This is a genomic window from Burkholderia sp. HI2714, assembly GCF_002223085.1.
Classification (GTDB): domain Bacteria; phylum Pseudomonadota; class Gammaproteobacteria; order Burkholderiales; family Burkholderiaceae; genus Burkholderia; species Burkholderia lata_D.
Map to the genome: position 1 here is coordinate 41,864 of NZ_NKFM01000047.1, position 22,268 is coordinate 64,131.

The window sequence follows — 22,268 nt, forward strand, 5'->3', positions numbered from 1 at the left end:
TCCCTAGGACTGGCGAACAATTCGCACCGTACGGTTGGCAATGCGTGCATCAGCGCGCGGCGGCCTGCGCGGCGGACAGGAACGCGGGCCGTTCGCCGCCGCCGTCGAGCCGCAGGTTGGTGCCCGACGTGTACGACGCTTCGGGCGATGCGAGGAACAGGCACGCGGCGGCGACGTCGTCGGGGGTCGCGAGCCGTCCGGCGGGAATCGTCGCGCGAATGGCGTCGAGCGCATCGTCGTCGCCGTAGTGGCCTTCGGTGGCCGATTCCGTCTGCACGAGGCTCGGGCTGATCGCGCCCACGCGCACGCGCGGCGCCCACTCGACCGCGAGCGACGTGACCGCGTTGACGAGGCCCGCTTTCGCGGCACCATACGCGGCCGTGCCGGGCGACGGCCGCGACGCGCTGACGCTCGCGATGAACAGCATCACGCCGCCCTCGGGCTGCGGCTGCATGATCGCGTTCACGCGCTGCGCGAGCTGCAGCGGCGCGATCAGGTTCAGCCGCACGATCGATTCGGTGAAGCGCGGCGACGCGTCGGCCGCGAGCGCGAACGGCGAGCCGCCCGCGTTGTTGACGAGCACGTCGAGGCTGCCGGCCGCGGCGCGAATCGTCGCGAGCATCGCGTCGACCTGTTCGATGTCGCGCAGGTCGGCCGCGACGAACGTCGCCATGCGTCCGCCGGCCGAAGGCGGCGCGTCGGGCGCGCTGCGTCCGCAGACGAACACGCGCGCCCCCGCCGCGAGAAACCGTTCGGCGATGCGCCGCCCGATGCCCTTGGTGCCGCCCGTCACGAGCACCGTCTTGCCGCTGTAGTCGAATCCGTTCATCGTTGCCTCCGTTTCGGTGGGCCGATGATAGGAAGAAGCGCGCGCGGCTTCGTAGTCTGAAAGGATGATGCCGGCCGGCGCCGGCGGCGCAATCATCGTGGCAGACATCCATCGAACGACGAAGGAGACACCCCGCGATGACGATCCCCACGACGCCGCCGGCCGGCATCTTCACCGACGTGCCGGGCAGCCTGCGCCTGCACCACTACGAGGCGGGCGAAGGCCGGCCCGTGGTGTTCATCCACGGCAGCGGCCCGGGCGCCAGCGGTTTCAGCAACTTCAAGCACAACGTGACCGCGTTCGCGGCGGCCGGCCATCGCGCGATCGTCGTCGACCTGCCCGGCTACGGGCAGTCGTCGAAGCCGTCCGACGTCGCCTATACGCTCGATTTCTTCGTCGGCGCACTGCATGCACAGCTGAACGCGCTCGGCATCGGCCCGGCCGTGCTGCTCGGCAACTCGCTCGGCGGCGCGATCGCGCTCAAGTACGCGCTCGACTACCCGGACGAAGTCGACGGGCTGATCATGATGGCGCCGGGCGGCGTCGAGGATCGCGACACCTATTTCCGGATGGAAGGCATCCAGCGGATGGTGAAGCTGTTCACCAACCGCCAGATGAATGACGACACGATGCGCGAGCTGCTGACGCTGCTCGTGCACGACCCGGCGATCGTCACCGACGCGCTCGTCGCCGAGCGGATGAAGGTGTGCGTCGAACAGCCGACCGAAGTGCTCTCGACGATGAGCGTGCCGAACCTGACCGACGCGCTCGGCGACCTGCATACGCCGGTGCTCGGTTTCTGGGGCACGGACGACCGCTTCAATCCGGTCGGCGGCGCGCTGAAGTTCCTCGAACGCTGCCGCGACGCGCGCTTCGTGCTGATGAACCGGTGCGGCCACTGGGTGATGGTGGAACACGCCGACTATTTCAATCGGGAATGCCTCGATTTTCTTGCCACGCGGAATCCGCGATAACGCCGGATGCCCTTGAAGGCCGGCCTCGATGCGGGCGGCCTGTCTGAACGAATACCTGGAGACGACATGAAGCTCATCGAAGACCTGTTCGACCTGCGCGGCAAGGTGGCCGCGATCACCGGCGGCGCGCGCGGCATCGGCGCGGAGACCGCGCGCACGCTGGCTGCCGCCGGCGCGAGCGTCGCGATTCTCGACGTGCTGTCGCAACCGGCGGAAGCGCTGGTCGAGGAAATCCGCGCGCAGGGCGGCCAGGCCGCGTTCTGGTCGCTCGACGTCACGCACGAGGCCGATGTGGCGCGCGTGTTCGGCGAGATCGTCGCGCGCTTCGGGCGCCTCGACGTGCTCGTGAACAACGCGGGCATCGAAGGTCACAACGTGCCGACGCACGAGCTCACGCTCGCACAGTGGCAGCGCGTGCAGGACGTGAACGTGAACGGCGTGTTCCTGTGCACGCGTGCGGCGATTCCGCATATCGACGCGGCCGGCGGCGGCTCGATCGTGAACCTGTCGTCGATGTACGGGATCGTCGGCGGGCCCGACGTGCCCGCGTATCACGCGTCGAAGGCGGCGGTGCGGATGATGGCGAAGGTCGACGCGATGCTGTACGCGGCGAAGAACATCCGTGCGAACTCGGTGCATCCCGGCTACATCCGCACGCCGATGCTCGAGGAAGCGTTCCGCCAGATGGGGCAGGACCCCGATCGCGCCTTCGAGTACATGCAGACCAACGTGCCGATGGCGAAGATCGGCAGCCCGCGCGACATCGCGGCCGGCATCCTGTATCTCGTGTCGCCGGCAGGCCGTTACGTCACAGGCGCGGAGCTCGTGATCGACGGTGGCTTTACCGCGCGCTGACGCGGCGCGATGCACGCAACGGAACAGGAGACAGGCAGTTGAAAGCGCTCGTGGCAGTGAAACGCGTGGTCGACGCGAACGTGAAGGTCGGCGTGAAATCCGACCGGACGGGCGTCGACATCGCGAACGTGAAGATGTCGATGAACCCGTTCGACGAGATCGCGGTGGAAGAGGCCGTGCGGTTGAAGGAGGCCGGCGTCGTGACCGAAGTGGTGGCCGTGTCGGTCGGTGTCGCGCAGACGCAGGAAACGCTGCGCACGGCGCTCGCGATCGGCGCGGATCGCGCGATCCTCGTCGAGTCGAATGACCGTGTCGAGCCGCTCGGCGTCGCGAAGGTGTTGAAGGCGCTGGTCGACAGGGAGCAGCCGCAACTGGTGATCCTCGGCAAGCAGGCGATCGACGACGATTCGAACCAGACGGGCCAGATGCTCGCTGCGCTGGCGGGTTTGCCGCAGGCGACGTTCGCATCGAAGGTCGTGGTCGCCGACGGCCGTGCGACGGTCGCACGTGAAGTCGACGGCGGTGCGGAAACGCTGTCGCTTCGACTGCCCGCCGTGATCACCACGGATCTGCGCCTGAACGAGCCGCGCTACGTGACGCTGCCGAACATCATGAAGGCGAAGAAGAAGCCGCTCGAAACCGTGAAGCCCGGCGACCTCGGTGTGGACGTGACGCCGCGCCTGAAGGTGCTCGAAGTGAACGAACCGCCGAAGCGCGCGGCCGGCGTGAAGGTGCCGGACGTGCAGACGCTCGTCGCGAAGCTGAAGACCGAAGCCAAGGTGCTGTGACAGGGAACGCAAGAAAATGACGATTCTGGTGATTGCGGAACACGACAACGCGTCGATCAAGGCCGCGACGCTGAGCGCCGTGGCTGCCGCACGGGCGCTCGATGCGGCGGGCGGCGGCGACGTTCACGTGCTCGTCGCTGGACACGACGCACAGGCGGCAGCCGACGCAGCGGCGAAGATCGCCGGTGTGTCGAAGGTGCTGCTGGCCGATGCGCCGCAACTGGCCGACGGTCTGGCCGAGAACGTCGAAGCGACGGTGATGAACGTCGCGAACGGCTACTCGCACGTCGTTGCGCCGGCCACGGCCTACGGCAAGAACATCGCGCCGCGCATTGCCGCGAAGCTGGATGTCGCACAGATCTCCGAGATCACGGCGGTGGTGTCGGCCGATACGTTCGAGCGTCCGATCTACGCGGGCAACGCGATCGCGACGGTACAGTCGGCCGATACGTTCGAGCGTCCGATCTACGCGGGCAACGCGATCGCGACGGTACAGTCGGGCGATCCGGTCAAGGTGATCACGGTGCGTGCGACGGGTTTCGATCCGGTGGCAGCAGAAGGCGGAAGCGCATCGGTCGAGAAGATCGAAGCGGCGGCCGATACTGGCAAGTCGCAGTTCGTGAGCCGTGAGGTGACGAAGCTGGACCGTCCGGAGCTCACCAGCGCAAGCGTCGTCGTGTCGGGCGGCCGCGGCTTGGGCAGCGGCGAGAACTATACGAAGGTGCTGGAGCCGCTGGCGGACAAGCTTCACGCCGCGCTGGGCGCGTCGCGTGCCGCAGTCGACGCCGGCTACGTACCGAACGACTACCAGGTCGGCCAGACCGGCAAGATCGTCGCGCCGCAGTTGTACATCGCGGTCGGCATCTCGGGCGCGATCCAGCACCTGGCCGGCATGAAGGATTCGAAGGTGATCGTCGCGATCAACAAGGACCCGGAAGCGCCGATCTTCAGCGTGGCCGACTACGGTGTGGTCGGCGACCTGTTCACGCTCGTGCCGGAAGCGGCCGCGGCGCTCTGACCGATGCCGCTGTTCGAATTCAACGGGATGCGGCCGCGCATCGATCCGTCCGCGTATGTCGATCCGAGCGCGGTCGTGATCGGCGACGTGACGATCGGCGCGCGCTGCTACATCGGCCCGCATGCGAGCATGCGCGGCGACTTCGGCGCGATCGTCGTCGAAGACGGCAGCAACGTGCAGGACGGCTGCGTGCTGCACGTCGGGATCGGCGAGACGTGCCGGCTCGGCGTCAACAGCCACATCGGCCACGGCGCGATCGTGCATGGCGCGACGCTCGAACCCGACACGATGATCGGGATGAACGCGGTCGTGATGGACGGCGCGACGATCGGCGCCACGACGATCGTCGCCGCGTGCGCGTTCGTGAAGGCCGGCTACGACGTCCCGCGCGGCGTGTTGCTCGCGGGCGTGCCGGGGCGCGTCGTGCGGCGGCTGAGCGACGCGGAGATCCACGCGAAGGCGAACGGTACGCGGCTCTATCAGCAGCTGGCGGCGGACTGCCTGGGGACGATCAGGCGGATCGACGGGTGAGCGGGTATCCGGGCGGCCCAGGATGCGACGGATTGCCGGGCAGGTTGCCGTTGCCGTAAGATCGGCACAGGCTTTCCCACCGGCATCCGCGTCACATGAAAAAGCACGTCCGTTTGCGGCTCACAATCATTGCGTCGGCATTTGCCGTCTACAGCGTTTATATGCACATCCAGCAGTTCATCAATGGCTGCGTGTGGGTCAGGGGCCAGCAGCGCTGCAGTTTCGAAAACAGCACGAACTTCGAAGGCTGGATGGATCTCGACCTGATGATCGCGTGCTGCTGGGTCGCCGCGGCGGTGGTGGGCTGGATTTCCGTCATGCAGGCCGCGAAGAAGCCGGGTTGAAGCCTGGCGCTTCCGTCACGCGAAACCGGTCGCTGTCAATCCGTGACAACGATCATCGGTGCGGTATCGCCGCAATCGTCAGCGCCGCCCCCGGATCCCCGCGCCGCAGGTGCAACCGGCCGACAGGATCGGGTTCCGCTCTGTCGACCCGTGGGTCGGCCCGGACGCCGGTTCGAGCCTTGCCTTCCATCCGCCGCCATCGGTCGTCGTTGTGCTCTTTCCTGCCGTGCCCGGATAATGATCCGGCGTCGCGCACGCCGCGCGAGGGGAGGCTCCCATGCAATTTCCGACGGGATCGGTGGTCGCGCTGAGTTCGGCCGCCGCGACGATGTTTTCGATGGGCATGCTGTTTCTCGGCTACTGGGGCTGGCACGAGCCGCTGCCGTGGCGGTTCGGCGACTACGTCGTGATCCTGCCGGCGCTGGCCGGGTTCGCGTGCCTCGTCAGCGTGCCGTTTCTCGCCACGTCGCCGATGAAGACCCCCGACGACGAATCGCGGATGTTCGTCGCGCGGCGCGTGTTTCTGTGCGGCGCGAGTGCGTTGTGGTGCGCGATCGTCGCGTCGCTGGTCGTGTGAGATACGTGCAGGATTCGCATGCGGCGACGTCTGCCGGTGTGGTCTTGCACGGGAGTGTCGAAACCTCTTCCATACGCTTGACGGGCGGTTTTCATGCGTCGATTCGGGCCGCTACGACGGCTTTGCTTTCCCCTGTGCCGTGCACTAGATTCGAAACATTCCTGTGTAGCCGAGCGCGAGGTGGAGCCATGACGCCGTGGGAGATTCAGGGTACCGAATTGATCAATTGCAATTGCTCATACGGTTGCCCGTGCCAGTTCAATGCGCTGCCGACCCATGGCCATTGCGCGGCGATGGGGGCGATTTCGATCGACAGCGGCCACTACGGCGACGTGGTGCTCGACGGCGTCAAGGTCGCGGTCGTGTTCGAGTGGCCGGGGGCCGTCCACGAGGGGCGGGGCCGGTGCCAGCCGATCGTCGACGAGCGCGCCAGCCCGGCGCAGCGCGAGGCGGTGCTGAAGATCATGACTGGTCAGGATACCGATCCGTTTGCGACGATGTTCTCGGTCTACGCTTCGACGCTCGAGCAGGCGTTCGATCCGATCTTCGCGAAGATCGATTACGACGTCGATGTCGATGCGCGGCGTGGCCGGATTCACGTCGACGGCGTGTTCGACCTCGCGGGCGATCCCATCCTCAATCCGGTGACGGGCGCCGAACATCGCGCGCGGATCGACCTGCCGCACGGCTTCGAATACGAGCTGGCCGAGGTCGGCTCGGGCACGTCGCGCTCGAAAGGCCACATTCCGCTGACCCTCGACGGCAGCTATGCGCAGTTCGCGCGGCTGCACCTGAACAACCACGGGGTGGTCAGGCATCGCGTCGCGGCATGACGCCCGTCGACCACTGGCTCGGGCGCGAGCGCGTCATCACGCTGCTCGGCATCGCGGCGCTCGTCGGACTGTGCTGGTTCTATCTTTGGACGGGCGCGGGAACCGGCATGTCTGCGCTGGACATGACCGCCGTTGCGCTCTTTCCGCATCGCCTCAAGGGCGCCATGGGCAGCATGGATCCGTCGCTGCCCACCGTGATCGTGATGTGGTGGGTGATGATGATCGCGATGATGACGCCCAGCGCGGCGCCGCTCGTGCTGCTGTACCGGCGGGTGCTGCGGCAGCGTGGCGTGGACGGGGCGGGTTCGGCGTTCACGTCGCTGTCGCTGTTGGCCGGCTACCTGGCCGCATGGCTCGCGTTCTCGATCGGCGCGGCGCTGCTTCAGCAGATGCTGCAGCCGGCCGGACTGATCTCCGCGATGATGCTGTGGTCGAAGAGCGCCGTCCTTTCCGCGATCGTGCTGGCGCTCGCCGGGCTCTATCAATTCTCGTCGCTGAAACGCGCGTGCCTTCGGCAATGCCGGGCGCCGGCCGGGTTCCTGGTCGCGCACTGGCGTCCGGGCGTCACCGGCAGTTTCCTGCTTGGCGCGCGGCACGGCATGGTTTGCGTGGGCTGCTGCTGGTTGCTGATGGCGCTGCTGTTCGTCGGCGGCGTGATGAACGTCGTGTGGATCGCCGCGCTGTCGTTCTTCGTGTTCGCGGAGAAGATCCTGCCCGGCGGAGAACTTGTCGGGCGCGCACTGGGCGTCGTGCTGATTGCGTGGGCCGGTGTGACGTTGATCGTGTGACGGGCCGTCACGGGGGCAAGCCGGCGCGGACGTGCGGAATCGCTATGGACGGGGGACGGCCGGCTGCGGCCGGTCCTGCGTCGAGCGATACCGGCATCACGCAGGTCCGGTGCCGAGATCCACGAAGACCTTGCTGGCGCCCGCCTTGTACAGCCGCTTGCCGAGCTTCGGATAGTCGCACACGTCGTGTTCCGCCCGGTCGCCCGCCACGAGATAGACCAGCGGCCGATCGCCGGTATTCAGCATCGTATGCGCGCTGCCGCCGCGCGGAAATCCCATGAAGTCGCCCGGCCCGATCGCATGGGGCCGGCCATCGACGATTGCCTCGCCGGTTCCCGACAGGACGTACACGCATTCCTCCGCGTAGAGATGCCGGTGGTATTCGGTGGATTCGTGCCCGGGCATCAAGGTCATCAGGTGGATGCCGAGTTGCGTCAGCCCGGTTGCGTCGCCAAGCGACTGCTTCAGGCGGACGGCATTGCCGTTCAACGGATGGACGGAGTGTTCCGGTTCCATCGCCGCGATGTCGGCGGCTTTCAGCACTTCGCGCGGGATGTTTATCGTCTGTCCTGTCCGGGTATCGGGGTGCCGGTGGTGCGGCGAGTGTGAATGATGGGGCGGGTGTCGGCAAGCGCATCGTTGTGCGCGCTTGAGTGTTGGCGACAGGGGCGCGGCCGCGTCTTTCACCGCGGGACGCTACGTAACGCCGGGCCTGCGTTACGCATGCGTTACCCGGAACGTAAGGCTCGATCACGATGATGAAGGCGAGCCCGGACGCCAGGCGTCGGGCCCCGGAGGGCCGTCGGGACATGGCAGTCCGGCGTGGGCGTGAAGTCGTCGTGGATGCCGATCGCAATGGCACGATAGGTGCTTGTCGGGATGATCGAGCTAAAAAAAGCGAACGGGGCTTCCATGCAAAATCATTTCATCAAGGCGAACGCTGCGCTCGCCGCCATTGCCGCGGCGTGCGCACTGGCGGCGTGTGGCGGCAGCGATGTTACGGCGCCGAAGCCGAGTGGTAATACCATCGGAACGAGTACGAGTGGCACGGGCGGGACCAGTGGAACCAGCGGCACGAGCGGAACCAGCGGCACGGGCGGAACCAGCGGCACGAGCGGAACCAGCGGCACGAGTGGAACCAGCGGCACGAGCGGAACCAGCGGCATGAGTGGAACCAGTGGGACGAGTGGAACCAGTGGCACGAGTGGAACCAGCGGCACGAGTGGAACCAGCGGCACGAGTGGAACCAGCGGCACAAGTGGAACCAGCGGCACGAGTGGAACCAGCGGCACGAGCGGAACCAGCGGCACGAGCGGAACCAGCGGCACGAGTGGAACCAGCGGCACGGGCGGAACCAGCGGCACGAGCGGTACCCCCGGCACGTACGGCATCATCAGCTCCGTCGGCGCGGTCGTCATCGACGCGGGCACCTCGATCGGCAGCATGAATCCGCCGGGAGTGGGCAAGGGCGCGGCGACCGGCCTCGGCGACACGGTCACAGGCGCGGGCACGATCATCCGCGACACGACGAACGCCATAAGCAACGGCATCGGCCAGACCGGCTTCACGGTGAACCCGGTCGGCACGACGGTCGCCGGGCTGGGTTCCATCGTTGACTCGACCAGCAATCCGGTCACTGGCCTCGGCGACACGGTGAAGGCGCTCGGCACCGGCCCGCTGTCGCCGCTGGCGCCGCTCACGACGCCGGTCGGCGGCCTGCTGGACACCGTGGCCGGCGGCCTCAAGACGGGCGGCACGATGCTCGGCTCGGCGCTTTCGTCGGGCCCGGTCCAGCAGACGACACAGGCGATCAGCACGGCGATCACACCGCTCGTCACGACCGTCGGCCTGGTCACGCAACAGGTCGGCACGGCGACCGGCCTCGGACAGCCCGTCGCGGGCCTGCTCGGGCAGATCGGCGGCGCGATCACGTCGGCGGGATGGAAGGTGACGTCCACGTCGCCCCAGCCGCTGGTCAGCGGTGTCGGCGAACTCGTTCGCGCGGTCGGCAACACCGTGACCAATGCGGGCGGCCTCGTGAACCCGAGCGGGGCGAACGGCGCGGTGCCGGTCGCGGGCCTGGTGACGAGCGTGGTCGGCGGCATGCCGGCGGCCGTCCACGACGGTTCGGCAACCGGCACGGGCAGCGGCTCGCCGTTGGGTGGTCTCTCCAACCCGCTTGCGCCCGTGACGGGGCTGGTGGGCGGCCTGCTTGGCGGCTTGGGTGGCTTGGCCGGCAAGTAGTCGATCGACTCGGATCGTCACGGCGGTAACCGGCCGACCGAAAATCGGCCTCCGGCTACCGCCGAACAACGTTGCTTGATGATCCCCTGCGGGAAGCGGATCGGACGGGGCCTCTCGATGCGTCAATCGCGAACGACGTCGCGCTGCGACGGCGGCCGCGCCAGCCCGCGTGCGGGCAGCGGCGTCGACATCACGATCGACGTGCGTGTTTCGCCGTACAGGTTGATGCGTTCGATCAGTTGTTCGAGATGGGTCATGCTGATTGCGGCGAGCCGCATCATGTACGAGTCCGCGCCCGTCACGTGATGGCATTCGACGACTTCAGGAATAGTCTCCAGCAACCGGAGGAATTTGGCTTTTGCCGGTTGCGGCACCGTGATGCCGATCAGCGCGCTGACGGGATAGCCGGCCGCGGCAGGATTGATCCGGGCCGTGTAGCCCTCGATGACGCCGGCCGCTTCAAGCCGCTTCACGCGTTCCGTCACCGCCGGCACCGACAGGTGCACCTGGCGCGCCAGCTCCGTGTAGCTGATGCGGCCGTTGGCCTGCAACAGCGTCACTACCTTCCAGTCCAGATCGTCCATCGCGGCGGTATTTTTTTAGGCGGAGTGGCCATTTTTCCTTAAAAACCGCATTCAGCGATGACGGGACTTTCCCTACGATGCCTGTTCCACCCGTTGCATGTTGCAAGGAGCAGGCGATGCTGTTCATCAAGTCCGTCGTGATGGGGCTGTCGATTGCGGTGCCCGTCGGCCCGATCGGCATGCTGTGCATTCAGCGCAGCCTGAGCCGCGGCTTTCAGGCGGGATTCGCGACGGGCGTCGGCGCCGCGTGCGCCGACGCGATCTATGGCCTGCTCGGTGCGCTCGGCATCGCGGGTGTCGTCACGGCATTCCCGATGCTGACCGTCGGGTTGAAAATCGGCGGCGGCGCTTTCTTCGTGTGGCTGGCGTGGACCATCGCGCGGCAGGCGCCGGCCGCGTCGACGGCGCAGTGCGACCTGCCGCGCACGACTGTCCTGCGCGATTTTGTGACGACGTTCGGACTGACGCTGTCGAACCCGATGACGATCCTGTCGTTCGTCGGGATTTTCGCGGCGCTCGGCCCGCTGTCGGGGGCTCGAGAAGGGGCGATGTGGCCGGCCGTGGCACTGATGGTTACCGGGGTGTTCATCGGTTCCGCGGCGTGGTGGCTGTGCCTGAGCGGCACGACCGCCGCATTGCGCACGAAGATGCCGTTCGCGTTCATGCGTGGGCTGTCGCGCGTGTCGGCGGCGGTGATTGCTGTATTTGGCGTGATTCAGGTCGTCGCGGGCGTGCGCGGGGTCATCTAGGCCGATGCGTCGTGCGCATCGCGTTGCGACCGGATGGCGTCGACCGTCGTCCGGATATGCGCGAGCAACTCGAGCATGGCCGCTTTCCGGAAATACTGGTTCATTCGCGTGCTGACGACGAGATCGGCCGGCAACGCGTCGATCGAACGCTGCACCATCAGCAGATCGTCGGCGAGTTGCGCCAGCGCTGCGCAATCGCGCGTGCCCACCGCGCTCGCGATCTCGTCCGGCCAGAAAACGAACGCGTCGATGCCGCAGCATTCGGCGACGCAATCTGTCTCCAGTGCATCGATCAACGGCATGATCCCTGCGAGACAGGGATCGATCGGAACCGCCTGCGCCTGCTTGCCCATCAGATCGCCGAATTCGATCCAGCGATCCGGGCCGATGCTGATGTCGTTCTTGTGTGGTCTGCCGTTCATGGGTTGATGCTCGAGAGGTTCAGTTTTTATGGCGATCACCCCAGCTCGAACGACGTCACCCCGAACACGCGGTCGATCGCAATCGCCGGCGCTTCTTTCGTGTACATCCGTGCGGTTTCGAACACGCTCGCCATGCCGTGCCGTTCGGCCAGCGCGACGGCCGCGGGGTTCGTTTCCGGCACGTCGAGCACGATGACCTCGCCGGGCATGCGCGCCGCGAGTGCGCGAAACAGCCCGGTGGCGACGCCTGGGTCGTCGGCAAAAAGCGGGCCGATCTTGCAGCCCGTCCTGCAACGGCGCACGACACCGTAGCCGGCGACTCGGCCGGCGTCGATCGTCGCGAGCGCAACGGCATCCGGCTGCGCGATCCAGGTGGACACGAAACGCTCGCGTGCCACGGGAAAGCAGTGGCGATCGTAGGCAAGCAATTGCTCGAACGGCACGTCGGCCGCTGCCACTACGTGCGCGCATCCGATGCCGTCCACGCGCCCCTGATAGCGGATGTTGCGGTACGCAAGCGCGAATCCGGACTTCCTGTAGTTCGCCTGCTGGGCCACGACACCATCGAGCCCGATGTTGCGGTCGCCGAGGTAACGCATGCCGTGCTGCCAGGTTCGGATGCCGAAGCCTTGGCCGCGGAATCCGGGTTTCACGATGTAGAGGCCGATGAAGCCGAAGTGTTCGTCATAGGCGACAGCGGATATGCACGCGACCGGCTCGCCGCGCCAGACGCCGACGAAGAACCCGGCGGGGTCCGCTTTCCTGAAACAATGAGGATCATGCAGACCGGGGTTCCAGCCCTCTGCAGCGGCCCATTCGACCGACATCGCTACTTCGTCGGCCGACATGGTGCGCACGATAAAGTCTCTGCCTTGGTCCATGGTTCACCCCCAGTCGCTGCGTTCGCGATTGCGCGTTGCATTACCGGCTGCCGAGCCGAAGCAGCCCTGACAGACGATATGTCCCGTTTGGCACCATTCCCGCCAGCGAAAAATCTATGGATGGATGGTTTCGCCGCGATTCAGCATGTCGATGAATTCCCCGATTTTACGCGCCCGTGTTTCCGGCTTTTTGGCATTCTGTATTCGAAACAGGATGGCATATCGGTTACGGCTGTTCAGTGTTGCGAAAAACTTGCGGGCTTCCGGATTGGCGTCCAAAGCCGCCTGCAGGTCGTCCGGCACGATCGAGTTGCTGGCCGACGTATAGGCAGCCTGCCAGCGGCCGTCCTTCCTGGCTTTCTCGATTTCGCACAAGCCCGGCGGGCGCATTCTGCCCGCGGCGATCAGCGCTTCAGCCCTGTCTGTGTTGAGTTTGGACCAGATGCTTTTTGCGGAGCGCGGGGTGAAGCGTTGCAACCAGTATTGCTCGCTCTCGGTCCGCTTTTGACCATCGATCCAGCCATGGCAGAGGGCGCTTTCCAGCGCCTGTTCGTAGGTGACGGTGCGCTGGCCGGTGCCTTTTTTCGCCAGACGCAGCCATGCTCCGGTCGAAGTGGTGCCGTTTTGCTCTAACCAGTTTTCCCATTCGGCCTGACTGGTAAAGGTTAGCGCGCATTCGGTCATGTCACTGTCCTGAATGGTTGACTACATGTGCGGGGAGGGCGTCCGCAGTCTAGCAGTGTTGATACGGACAGCAACGTGCGCGGTGCGACGAAAGACTGGCCGCTCGGTTGCCGTCAGTCCGTCGCCCGGTTTTGGGGCGGCATCACCCGTTTCAAGCATCGGTCGCGCAGACATCGGAGACGCCATTTCAAATGGGCGGCCTCGCCAACTATCCGGCCAAAGCCTCCCCATCCCCATCAGAATGTATAACTCACCTTCCCGAACGCCGTCCGCCCAAGCGTGTTGTACCCATACGCGGTCATGTACTGCCGGTCGAACAGATTCGACACGGTCGCCGACACCGTCAGGTGTGAATTGATCCGGTACGACGCGCGCAGGCCCACCGTCAGATACGAAGGCAGATAGGTCGAATTGGCCGGATCGTCGAACGTCGTGCCGCCATAAAGCAGCGACGCCCCCGTGCTCAGCGCATGCAGGTGCAGCTCGTCCCACGTGTGATCGATGTTGAGGCTGACCGTCTGGCGCGGCCGGCGGTTGAGCCACGAGTCGTTGGTTTCGTCCTGCGGATTCAGGATCCCGACCGCGAGGCTCACCGGTGTCGAGCGGCCGATCGTCCCCTTGTACGACAGGTCGATGCCACGAATATGCGCGCGGCCGATGTTCATCGGCGAGAACGTCGCCGGGTTGTACGCGATCAGGTTGCTGACGCGCGTATCGTAGATCGCGGCCGTGAACGTACCGTACGACGTGTTCGCATCGACCGCAGCCTCGACCGACGTGCTGCGTTCCGGGCTGAGGTTCGGATTGCCGTAGCCGGGATAGTACAGATCGTTGAACGACGGCAGCTTGAACGCATTGCCGTACGACACACGCGCCGTGTACACCGGCGTGATCGCCCACGACAGCGCCGCGTTACCCGTATTCACGGACTGCCCGGCGATGATTTCATGACGCCCTGCGAGGAACATCGTCACGCTGCCGAGCGTTGCCGACTGGTGCAGCGAGAACGCGGAATCGTTGCGCGTCGGCACGCCGTTCGGAATGTCGACCGGCAGGAAGGCCTGCTCGCGCGTGAAGTCGTATGCGAGCTTGGTTTCGCCCGACAGCGGCAGCCCGAACAGATGGAATCCGCGCGCCTGATGCGTCAGCGACGTCGACATGCTGATGCGCTGCGAATTGATCTGGTCGGTCGGGATGGTCGGATCGCTTGCGTAGATGAACCCGCGATCGTTCGCATAACCGAACGACTGGTCGAACTGCGTGTCCGGCGTGATATCGAGGTGGAACGCGATACCGGTCGTCAGCTGATGATCGAGCTGGCGGTTCGCATAGCCGCGGTTGTCGTAGGACAGATCGGACCGGTGATACAGCGCGAACGTCGAGATCGACCAGTTGTCGCGCGCGTAGCCGAGGCGCGCATCGAGATCCTGCGCGTGGTACGGGTTGCGGCCCGCCTCGTGCCCGTACGCGAACGGCCGCGTCGCGTCGATGCCGGCCGTGTTGTACGAGTGCAGGCCGAGCGAGTAGGTGAGCCCGCCGAGCGCGGCGAGCGGCCCGGTCGACGGCACCGTGCCCGACGTGCGCAGCTGCGTGTCGAACGTCTTGTTCGAGCCGCCGCCGAACGACACGGTGGTCTGGTTCGGCTGGTTGGCCGCGCGGCGCGTGAAGAGCTGCACAACGCCGCCCAGCGCGTTGGCGCCGAACGACGCGGCGGCCGGGCCCGAGATCACTTCGACACGTTCGAACGCTTCGGTCGGCAAGTCCGCCCACGGCGCGATGCCGGTGGTCGGCGAGCCGATCCGGATGCCGTCGATGAACACGGCGACCTGGCTGGCCGACGAGCCGCGGATGCTGACCGACGCGGACGAGCCGGGCCCGCCGTTCTGCGAGACGGTCACGCCGGGCAGCGTCGCGAGCGCCTGCGTGATGCTCGGGTCGCTCGGCGACAGCCGGTCGAGATCGGTGCGCGTGAGCACCTGGGTCGTCGCATAGCGCTGGTCGAACGACTCGGGCAGCCGGCGTGTGTCGGTCACGTTGATCGTCTGCAGGTCGGCGCCTTCGGCGGCCGGGGCCGGTTGCGCAACCGTGGTGTCACCGGCTGCGTGGGCGAGCGGCGAGAGGAGCGCGGTCGCGGCGGACGTGGCAAGGAGGTGTCGAATCTTCATGAGGCTGTCGTTGTGGTCGGGCTGCGCATGCGTCGATCGTGGGCGGGCGGCGGGCAGCGCCGGTTTTGTTATCGGTGAGCGGGTTATCGCGCGATCAGGCCGAGCGGGCCGCGGTCGCGAGCATCGGCGCGGCACATGCCGGCGGACGCGATCAATACGGAGCGGCGCGCGCGAGCAGGCGGGCCGTGCATGCCGGCGGCGTGCCGGCGCGACGCTTCCGGTGAGGAAGCGGATGCGGTAACAGTGGACATCGGGCGGATCCTGAGGTCGGGCCGTCCATGCAACGGGCGACCGCCAATGGCGGTGCCTGGCGCGCCGGGACACCCCGCCCGGTGCGGCTGCTTGGACCTCGGGTCGATGGCAGGTCTCCTGGCTCGCGGGTCGTGATTCGCGCCGGCCTTCCCGGTTTCCCAGTGGCATGCATTGGCACGGATTCGCCGCTCACAGTTGCGGGGGCAGCCGCAGATTCGAGGCGCGGCCTCTCCTGCGTTCCCTTTTGATCCCATCCCTGGGAACCATCAGCGCGCAAGGGTAATGGCGTGCGCTCCGGCGCGTCAATTGTCGGGCCGTGCGGGGATGCGAAAAAACGTCATCGGCGCGCAAAAACTTTCGAAATCCTTTCTTTCATGCGTCGATGGCGCGTTTCATGTCTGATGAAACGGCGTGGTTTTCTGCCATGCAATCGCGCCGGAACCGACTCGGGGCGACACCCCTCCACCTGACGAACGCGCGGCGGAATGCTTCCTCGCCGCCGAACCCGAGATGCGCGGCGATCCGTGCGACCGGCCAGTCTGACTCGCGCAGGCAGCGTTGCGCGGCCTCGGCGAGACACTGCTCCCGCAGCACGTGATAACCGCTGCCTTCGGCGGCCAGCCGCCGCCGCAACGTCGCCTCGCTGACGCCGAGCCACACGGCCAGCTCGGCGAGTGCCGGCAACGCCTGCTCGTGCGCGAGCGCCGCGTCGAGAAAGCCACGCACCTGCTGCGCCCACGACACGACGGCCGGCGCCGCATCGATCAGGCGAAACGGAAAATCGACGAGAAACGCGTCGAGCTCGGCCGGCTGCCGGATCACGCGGCACGCGAGCCGTGCGGCATCGAACGCGAAGCCGTAGGTCTGACGGCCGACCTCGACCGGCGCGTTGAACAACCCGAGCAGCGGCATCGCGTCGTCGCGGCGCGGATGGCCGAGCCAGACGTCGGTCGGCCGCAGCGGCTGCCCGATCAGCCAGCCGAACAGCTGCAGATAGCAGAACAACCCCGTCAGGTCGACGAGGCACGCGGCCGGGCTGCGTGTGCGGCGCAGCGAATCCATCCGGAACGTCGCGCGCCCGTCGCGCACGGAGAGCGACAGCGCGCCGGCGCGCGGGGTCAGCATCTCGCCGAATTCGCGCGCACAGCGGATTGCGTCGGCCAGCGTCGCGCAGCTCAGCAGGCAGCGGCACATCAGGTCGACTTCACGCTTGCGCATCGGCGGGTGGCCGTCGCCGCGCGCGACCTGGGCCTCGAGGCGTTCGATCGCGTCGCGGTACAGCGCGACGAAATCGCCCGGCGTCGTTGCCGGTTGCGGCGGCTGTGCATCACGGTCGGCCGGCGGCGCGCCGCTGCGCCTGAGTTCGCTCAGCAGGCGCGCACCGAAGCCAGGCAGGATGCGGCCGCGGGCCGGGATGGCGCGCTGTTTCATGAGTTTCCCGATCTGATCGTTGCGACAGGGGGCGGTGAGCGGACCGGTAGGGGTCTGCGAACCGTCGCCACGCAAAAATGCTATCCACGCCGACCGCCTTCGGCCTCGCCGGAACGGCGTAGGCCGGCTGCGCATCCCTGTCACGAACGACCACGGACGACATGCGAATGATCCAGATCGTAGATGAAATCACGCTCGCGCCCGAGCGCATTCCCGACGTGCTTGCACTGCTGCGCGACCGTTACCTGCCGAGCCACGCGGCGCGCGGGCTGAGCGCGGCCGGCCGCTGGGTGTCGCCGCCCATCGCGGTGCCGGGGCAGCCGAGCACGCTGTGGCTGACCTGGCGGATAGCCGACGCGTCGGCCTATTACCGGATGCGCGCGCTGACGGATGCCGACGTGGTCGGATTCTGGATGGCCGTCGACGCGCTGTGCGACGTGCGCCGCCGCCATGTGATGACGGATGCCGATGCGCCGCTGCACGCGCTGACGGAGGTCGATCATGCGGCATGACACGGCACAGGTATTCGTGTCCGCGGATTGCCATGCCGGCGCGATCGAGCATGCATTGCACGAAGCCGCGCACACGCTGGCTGGCACGAAACGCGTGGCATTGGCACGCAATCTGGACGGCAGCTGGGGCGCGGGAGACTACACGCTCGACGTGCTGCGTGACGCTTCGGCGGCCGACGGCAGGGCGGATTTTGCGGCGCTCGCTCAACTGCCGGGCATCGAGCGCATCGACGGCGCCGAATGCCGCGCGATCGGCGGCGGCCTGCGCGAACCGGCGCTGCGCGACGGCGTGTGGCGCACGCTGATGCTGCGCGTGCGGCCGCAGGCCAGCCCAGCGCAGATCGCCGCGCTCGAACGTGAACTGCTGCAGATGCCCGCGTTCATGCCCGGCATCCGCAACTGGCGGCTGAGCCGGATCGAGACGCCCGGCGCATGGACGCACGTGTGGCAGCAGGAATTCGCGCACGTCGGCGATCTGCTCGGCGAATACCTGATGCATCCCTATCACTGGGGCTGGGTCGATCGCCGGTTCGACGCCGAAAGCCCCGACTGGACGGTCGATGCGATCTCGCATGCGTTCTGTCCGCTCGCGTCGAGCCTGCTGGCGGACACGGCGGCGTGACGCGCAGCCCACATCAAGCCGACATCAAACAAGCCCTGGAGACACGAAGATGCGAGCCCTGTTGATCGACCGCGTCGGTCATTCCGACGCCTTGCGGATGGCCGACGTGCCGGCACCGACGCCGGGCCCCGGCGACGTGCTGATCCGCGTGGCCTACGCGGGCATCAATCCCGCCGACTGGAAATGCCGCGAAGGCTACCTCGGCGCCTTCATGCAATACACGTTTCCGTTCGTGATCGGCTTCGACGCGGCGGGTGTGGTCGAAGCGGTCGGCGACGGCGTCGACGGTTTCGAACCCGGCATGCGCGTGTTCGCGCAGACCGACGTCGGCGCGGGGCGCTGGGGTGCATACGCGGAATACGTCGCGGTGCGTCACGACTCGGTCGTGCGCGTGCCCGATGCGGTGAGCCTGGCGGAAGCCGCCACGGTGCCGACGCCCGCGCTCGCGGCATGGGCCGGCCTGTTCGACGACGGCGGGCTGCGCGCGGGCCAGACCGTGCTGGTGCACGGCGGCGCGGGCGCGGTCGGCACGTTCGCGATCCAGCTTGCCGTGCAGGCCGGTGCGCGCGTCGCGGCGACGTGTTCGGCACGCAACCGCGAGACGGTCGAATCGCTGGGCGCGGCGGCCAGCATCGACTATCGCGAACAGGACATCGCCGCGGCCCTGCACGCATGGGCGCCCGGCGGCGTCGATCTGGTGCTCGACGCGGTCGGCGGCGACACGCTGCCCGATGCGCTCGACCTGCTGGCGCCGGGCGGCACGCTGGTGAACATCATGACGCTCGCGGCCGGCGATGCGGAGCGGCTCGCCGCGACGGCGGCCGAAGCTGCACGACGCGGCCTGCGCACCGCGATGACCTACAGCCGGATGCCGAGCGGCGGCACGCTCGGCCGGATCGCGGCGCAACTGGAAAAGCGCGTGCTGCGCGTGCCGCGTTTCGACCGTTTCCCGCTCGAACAGGCGGCCCGCGCACTCGATCTCGTTCAAACGGGCGAGGCGAAAACGAAGCTGGTGCTTCATGTTGCGGATATCGCCCGCTGAGCGGCCCGCACGCACATCACAGGAGACAACGATGACGAATACCCGAACCGGCGTACTGGCCGGCAAGTGCGCGCTCGTGACGGGCGCAAGCCGCGGCATTGGCCGTGCGATCGCCCAGCGTCTCGCGTCCGAAGGCGCGACCGTCGTCGTGACGGCGCGCAGCCTCACGCAATCGGCGACGACCGCCGGCACGCTCGCCGAAACCGTTGCGCTGATCGAGCAGGCCGGCGGCCGCGCCATTGCGCTTGCGGCAGACCTGTCGAACGCGGCCGAGCGCGATGCGCTCGTCGGGCGCGCGGCGCAAGCCGCAGGCGGCCTCGACATCCTCGTCAACAACGCGGGTGTGGCCGACTACGCGTGCGTCGACACGATGCCGATGACGATGTTCGACTCGACGATCGAACACTATCTGCGCATCCCGTTCGCGCTGGCACAGGCCGCGATCCCGCCGATGCGCGCCCGTGGCGCCGGCTGGATCGTGAACGTCGGCTCGGTGACGGCGCTGCCGCCGCTGCGGCCGTTCGACGATTTCTCGCGTGCGGGCGGCGCGACCGTCTATGCGGCGGTGAAGGCGGCGCTGTCGCGCTTCACGCAGGGGCTCGCGGCCGAACTCGAAGCCGACGGCATCGCGGTGAATCTCGTCGCGCCGAGCACGGCGATTCGCACGCCGGGCGCCGCGCGCTACATCCCCGAAGGCTATCCGACCGAGGACGTCGCGTATCTCGCCGAGACCGCGCTCGCGCTGTGCAGCCTGCCGGCGCGCGAACGCACGGGCCTCGTCACGCACAGCCTGCATTTTCCGCTCGCGCAGCAACTCGCGGTGCGCTCGCTCGACGGCCGCACGGTGCTGCCGCCGCCGGTGATTCCCGCGTATGCGCATCCCCACATCGACCCGACAGGACTTTGATTGACATGACGAATTCGATTCGCTTCGACGGCGGCACCGCCGTGATCACCGGCGCGGCCAGCGGCATCGGCAGCGGGCTCGCACGCCACGCCGCCGGGATCGGCATGCGCGTCGTGCTGGCCGATCTCGACCCGGCGAAGCTCGACGCATTCGCCGCGACGCTCGACACCGACGTCCTGTGCGTGCCGACCGACGTCAGCCGGCCGGAAGCCGTCGACGCGCTGGCGGAAGCGGCCTGGCAGCGTTTTGGCGGCGTCGACTTGCTGTTCAACAACGCGGGCGTGATGGCGACCGGCTTCAGCTGGGAAATCACGCCGGAACGCTTCGAGCGTAGCTTCGCGATCAACGTGCACGGCGTGCTGAACGGCATCCGCAGCTTCGTGCCGCGGATGCTCGAACGCAACGTGCCGGCGCGTGTCGTGAATACCGCGTCGGTCGGCGGGTTCCTGCCGAGCCCGCTGATGTCGCCTTACTCGGCAACGAAATTCGCGGTGGTCGCGCTGACCGAATCGCTGTACGGAGAACTGAAGATGTTGGGCGCGCCGGTCGGCGTGTCGTTGCTCGCGCCGGGCCCCGTGCAGTCGGGCATCTTCAACGACCCGTTCGGCGCGGCGCACGACCGGCCCGAGGTGCGCGGCTTCGTCGATACGATGCGCTCGATGCTGAACGCGCACGGGCTCACGCCCGACGCGTTCGCCGCGCGGGTGTTCGACGGCATCCGGGCAGGGCGCTACTGGCTGATTCCGCAACCGGAGACGATCGACGGCGCGCTGCAGCGGCGCACCGACGACATCCTCGCTGCACGCGATCCGTCGCTGCCAGCGTTCTGACGGCCGGGCGCGGCAGCCACGCCCGGCGCGTGCCGTCACATGTGCGAGCCGGAATGCGTGCGGCCGCTCGGGTCGCCGCCGCGATCGGGCGGCGTATTGTTCTGATCGATCTTCGCGAGCACGAAGCCGGCGTGCGGCAACGCGCCGGGCGAGCGGTGCGTCGCTTGCGCGACGGCGTCGTGCGGCGACGCGGGGGGGAAACCGGTTGACGTCACGCCCGGTTGAGCGAACGCCGAAAGGGAAGCAGCCGCCAGGGCGGCGGCGACGATCGCGTGCGAATTCATGGTGGCTCCTTCACGACTGACTGCGGGACAACGTAATCAGTCTAGGGCGCGAAACTTAACGCGACGTGAAGGAGTGATGCGGCGCGCATGACGGAATGTTCATGCGCGCCGCAACGTTCATGCCGGTGCCGACACCAGTGCGCAGAAGTTCTCGAGATCGACGTTGCCGCCGCTGATCACGACGCCCACGCGCTTGCCCTGCAGCGCGTCCTTCATCCGTCGCACCGCGGCGAACGACAGGCAGCCGGTCGGCTCGACCACCATCTTCATACGCGTGGCGAAGAAGCGCATGCAGTCGATCAGTTCCGCGTCCGTCGCGGTCAGGATGTCGTCGACGTCGCGACGGATGATCGGGAACGTCAGGTTGCCGAGGTGCTGCGTCTGTGCCCCGTCGGCGATCGTGCGCGGCGTGTCGATATGCACGATCGCGCCGGAGCGGAACGATTGCTGGCCGTCGTTGCCGGCTTCCGGCTCGACGCCGTAAAGCGTCGCGTGCGGCGACAGCGCGCGCGTGGCGAGCGCGGTGCCCGACAGCAGGCCGCCGCCGCCGAGCGGCGTGAATACCGCATCGAGCGGACCGACTTCGTCGAACAGTTCCTTGGCCGCCGTGCCCTGGCCGGCGATCACGTCCGGGTGGTCGTAGGGCGGGATCAGCGTGAGCCCGTGCTGCGCCGCGAGTTCGCGCCCGATCTGCTCGCGATCCTCGGTGTAGCGGTCGTAGGTCACGACCTTGCCGCCGTAGCCGCGCGTCGCGGCCATCTTTGCGGCCGGCGCATCCTGCGGCATCACGATCGTCGCGGGAATGCCGAGCATGCGCGCCGACAGCGCGATCGCCTGCGCATGGTTGCCCGACGAGAACGCGACGACGCCGTTGCGGCGCTGCGCCGCGTCGAAGCGCGACAGCGCGTTGAACGCGCCGCGGAACTTGAATGCGCCCATGCGCTGCAGGTTCTCGCACTTGAAGAACACTTGCGCGCCGAGCGCTTCGTCGATCGTCCGCGAGGTCATCACCGGCGTGCGGTGCGCATGGCCTTCGAGCCGGGCGGCGGCGGCAGCAACGTCGTCGTAGGTAGGGAGAGTCGGAGCGTTCATGGGTGGTCCGGTGGTCTTAGGAATCGGTCA

26 protein-coding genes and 1 riboswitch are annotated in these 22,268 nt (G+C 67.4%); of the genes, 16 read left to right on the forward strand and 10 right to left on the reverse strand.

What is annotated here, in order from left to right; translation table 11 throughout:
• Positions 1–49: 49 nt before the first annotated feature.
• Positions 50–829: an SDR family oxidoreductase gene (locus tag CFB82_RS24890; protein ID WP_089485734.1), complete on the reverse strand. Its 780-nt coding sequence runs from the start codon at positions 827–829 to the stop codon at positions 50–52.
• Between the two features lie 137 nt (positions 830–966).
• Here CFB82_RS24890 and CFB82_RS24895 point away from each other — a divergent pair, with 137 nt between their 5' ends.
• The 9 genes from CFB82_RS24895 to CFB82_RS24935 all read left to right on the forward strand — a co-directional run bounded on the left by CFB82_RS24895 (position 967) and on the right by CFB82_RS24935 (position 7,537).
• Entirely contained in the window at positions 967–1,803 is an 837-nt protein-coding gene (locus CFB82_RS24895; protein WP_089485696.1) for an alpha/beta fold hydrolase, read from the forward strand.
• Positions 1,804–1,869: 66 nt separating this feature from the next.
• Positions 1,870–2,658 carry an SDR family NAD(P)-dependent oxidoreductase gene (locus tag CFB82_RS24900; protein ID WP_039350771.1) on the forward strand — a complete coding sequence of 263 codons (789 nt, stop codon included), beginning with the start codon at positions 1,870–1,872 and terminating at the stop codon, positions 2,656–2,658.
• A gap of 38 nt (positions 2,659–2,696) precedes the next feature.
• A complete protein-coding gene (locus tag CFB82_RS24905) occupies positions 2,697–3,446 on the forward strand; it encodes an electron transfer flavoprotein subunit beta/FixA family protein (protein WP_089485697.1) in 750 nt (249 codons plus the stop codon).
• A gap of 16 nt (positions 3,447–3,462) precedes the next feature.
• Complete coding sequence (locus tag CFB82_RS24910; protein WP_089485698.1) at positions 3,463–4,464, forward strand: electron transfer flavoprotein subunit alpha/FixB family protein; 1,002 nt, start codon at positions 3,463–3,465, stop codon at positions 4,462–4,464.
• A 3-nt stretch (positions 4,465–4,467) separates the two neighbouring features.
• Positions 4,468–4,995: an acyltransferase gene (locus CFB82_RS24915; protein ID WP_089485699.1), complete on the forward strand. Its 528-nt coding sequence runs from the start codon at positions 4,468–4,470 to the stop codon at positions 4,993–4,995.
• 95 nt (positions 4,996–5,090) lie between these two features.
• Positions 5,091–5,339, forward strand: coding sequence for a hypothetical protein (locus CFB82_RS24920; protein ID WP_069251672.1), 249 nt, complete (start codon positions 5,091–5,093; stop codon positions 5,337–5,339).
• 277 nt (positions 5,340–5,616) lie between these two features.
• Complete coding sequence (locus tag CFB82_RS24925; protein WP_043186617.1) at positions 5,617–5,916, forward strand: hypothetical protein; 300 nt, start codon at positions 5,617–5,619, stop codon at positions 5,914–5,916.
• 188 nt (positions 5,917–6,104) lie between these two features.
• Positions 6,105–6,749, forward strand: a complete 645-nt coding sequence (locus CFB82_RS24930) for a DUF1326 domain-containing protein (RefSeq protein WP_089485700.1) — start codon at positions 6,105–6,107, stop codon at positions 6,747–6,749.
• Positions 6,746–7,537 carry a DUF2182 domain-containing protein gene (locus CFB82_RS24935; protein ID WP_089485701.1) on the forward strand — a complete coding sequence of 264 codons (792 nt, stop codon included), beginning with the start codon at positions 6,746–6,748 and terminating at the stop codon, positions 7,535–7,537. Before CFB82_RS24930 ends, CFB82_RS24935 begins: the two co-directional genes overlap by 4 nt.
• Before the next feature lie 96 nt (positions 7,538–7,633).
• On the opposite strand, the gene CFB82_RS24940 is transcribed toward CFB82_RS24935, so the two are convergent.
• A complete protein-coding gene (locus CFB82_RS24940; RefSeq protein WP_089485735.1) occupies positions 7,634–8,053 on the reverse strand; it encodes a cupin domain-containing protein in 420 nt (139 codons plus the stop codon).
• Positions 8,054–8,449: 396 nt separating this feature from the next.
• Here CFB82_RS24940 and CFB82_RS24945 point away from each other — a divergent pair, with 396 nt between their 5' ends.
• A complete protein-coding gene (locus CFB82_RS24945) occupies positions 8,450–9,781 on the forward strand; it encodes a collagen-like triple helix repeat-containing protein (protein WP_089485702.1) in 1,332 nt (443 codons plus the stop codon).
• 122 nt (positions 9,782–9,903) lie between these two features.
• On the opposite strand, the gene CFB82_RS24950 is transcribed toward CFB82_RS24945, so the two are convergent.
• A complete protein-coding gene (locus CFB82_RS24950) occupies positions 9,904–10,365 on the reverse strand; it encodes an Lrp/AsnC family transcriptional regulator (protein ID WP_069251667.1) in 462 nt (153 codons plus the stop codon).
• A 116-nt stretch (positions 10,366–10,481) separates the two neighbouring features.
• On the opposite strand from CFB82_RS24950, the gene CFB82_RS24955 reads away from it, so the two are divergent.
• The gene (locus CFB82_RS24955) at positions 10,482–11,114 is read left to right on the forward strand and encodes a LysE family translocator (RefSeq protein WP_089485703.1); all 633 of its coding nucleotides are present in this window, start codon (positions 10,482–10,484) and stop codon (positions 11,112–11,114) included.
• Here the strand turns inward: CFB82_RS24955 and CFB82_RS24960 are convergent.
• From CFB82_RS24960 to CFB82_RS24980, 5 genes are all read right to left on the reverse strand, one after another.
• Entirely contained in the window at positions 11,111–11,536 is a 426-nt protein-coding gene (locus CFB82_RS24960; RefSeq protein ID WP_089485704.1) for a DUF6331 family protein, read from the reverse strand. The genes CFB82_RS24955 and CFB82_RS24960 overlap by 4 nt on opposite strands.
• 35 nt (positions 11,537–11,571) lie before the next feature.
• Positions 11,572–12,417, reverse strand: a complete 846-nt coding sequence (locus tag CFB82_RS24965) for a GNAT family N-acetyltransferase (RefSeq protein WP_089485705.1) — start codon at positions 12,415–12,417, stop codon at positions 11,572–11,574.
• Positions 12,418–12,531: 114 nt separating this feature from the next.
• Positions 12,532–13,101, reverse strand: coding sequence for a YdeI/OmpD-associated family protein (locus CFB82_RS24970; protein ID WP_089485706.1), 570 nt, complete (start codon positions 13,099–13,101; stop codon positions 12,532–12,534).
• A gap of 236 nt (positions 13,102–13,337) precedes the next feature.
• Entirely contained in the window at positions 13,338–15,266 is a 1,929-nt protein-coding gene (locus CFB82_RS24975) for a TonB-dependent receptor domain-containing protein (RefSeq protein ID WP_089485707.1), read from the reverse strand.
• A 342-nt stretch (positions 15,267–15,608) separates the two neighbouring features.
• Positions 15,609–15,801: riboswitch (cobalamin riboswitch) on the reverse strand.
• 89 nt (positions 15,802–15,890) lie between these two features.
• Entirely contained in the window at positions 15,891–16,949 is a 1,059-nt protein-coding gene (locus CFB82_RS24980; protein ID WP_089485708.1) for a helix-turn-helix domain-containing protein, read from the reverse strand.
• A 167-nt stretch (positions 16,950–17,116) separates the two neighbouring features.
• Between CFB82_RS24980 and CFB82_RS24985 the strand changes: the two genes are divergently transcribed.
• The 5 genes from CFB82_RS24985 to CFB82_RS25005 are packed head-to-tail and all read left to right on the forward strand — an operon-like array spanning position 17,117 to position 20,862.
• Positions 17,117–17,461: a hypothetical protein gene (locus tag CFB82_RS24985; protein ID WP_089485709.1), complete on the forward strand. Its 345-nt coding sequence runs from the start codon at positions 17,117–17,119 to the stop codon at positions 17,459–17,461.
• The gene (locus CFB82_RS24990; protein ID WP_089485710.1) at positions 17,451–18,083 is read left to right on the forward strand and encodes a Dabb family protein; all 633 of its coding nucleotides are present in this window, start codon (positions 17,451–17,453) and stop codon (positions 18,081–18,083) included. Before CFB82_RS24985 ends, CFB82_RS24990 begins: the two co-directional genes overlap by 11 nt.
• Positions 18,084–18,132: 49 nt before the next feature.
• Complete coding sequence (locus tag CFB82_RS24995; RefSeq protein WP_089485711.1) at positions 18,133–19,125, forward strand: NADP-dependent oxidoreductase; 993 nt, start codon at positions 18,133–18,135, stop codon at positions 19,123–19,125.
• A 31-nt stretch (positions 19,126–19,156) separates the two neighbouring features.
• Positions 19,157–20,032 (forward strand): SDR family NAD(P)-dependent oxidoreductase, encoded by an 876-nt coding sequence (locus tag CFB82_RS25000; protein ID WP_089485712.1) that lies wholly within the window; start codon positions 19,157–19,159, stop codon positions 20,030–20,032.
• 5 nt (positions 20,033–20,037) lie between these two features.
• Positions 20,038–20,862 (forward strand): SDR family NAD(P)-dependent oxidoreductase, encoded by an 825-nt coding sequence (locus CFB82_RS25005; RefSeq protein WP_089485713.1) that lies wholly within the window; start codon positions 20,038–20,040, stop codon positions 20,860–20,862.
• Positions 20,863–20,897: 35 nt separating this feature from the next.
• Here CFB82_RS25005 and CFB82_RS25010 read toward each other — a convergent pair whose 3' ends face one another.
• Positions 20,898–21,146: a hypothetical protein gene (locus tag CFB82_RS25010; RefSeq protein WP_089485714.1), complete on the reverse strand. Its 249-nt coding sequence runs from the start codon at positions 21,144–21,146 to the stop codon at positions 20,898–20,900.
• Positions 21,147–21,263: 117 nt separating this feature from the next.
• Positions 21,264–22,238, reverse strand: a complete 975-nt coding sequence (locus CFB82_RS25015) for a threo-3-hydroxy-L-aspartate ammonia-lyase (protein WP_089485715.1) — start codon at positions 22,236–22,238, stop codon at positions 21,264–21,266.
• Between the last annotated feature and the right edge of the window lie 30 nt (positions 22,239–22,268).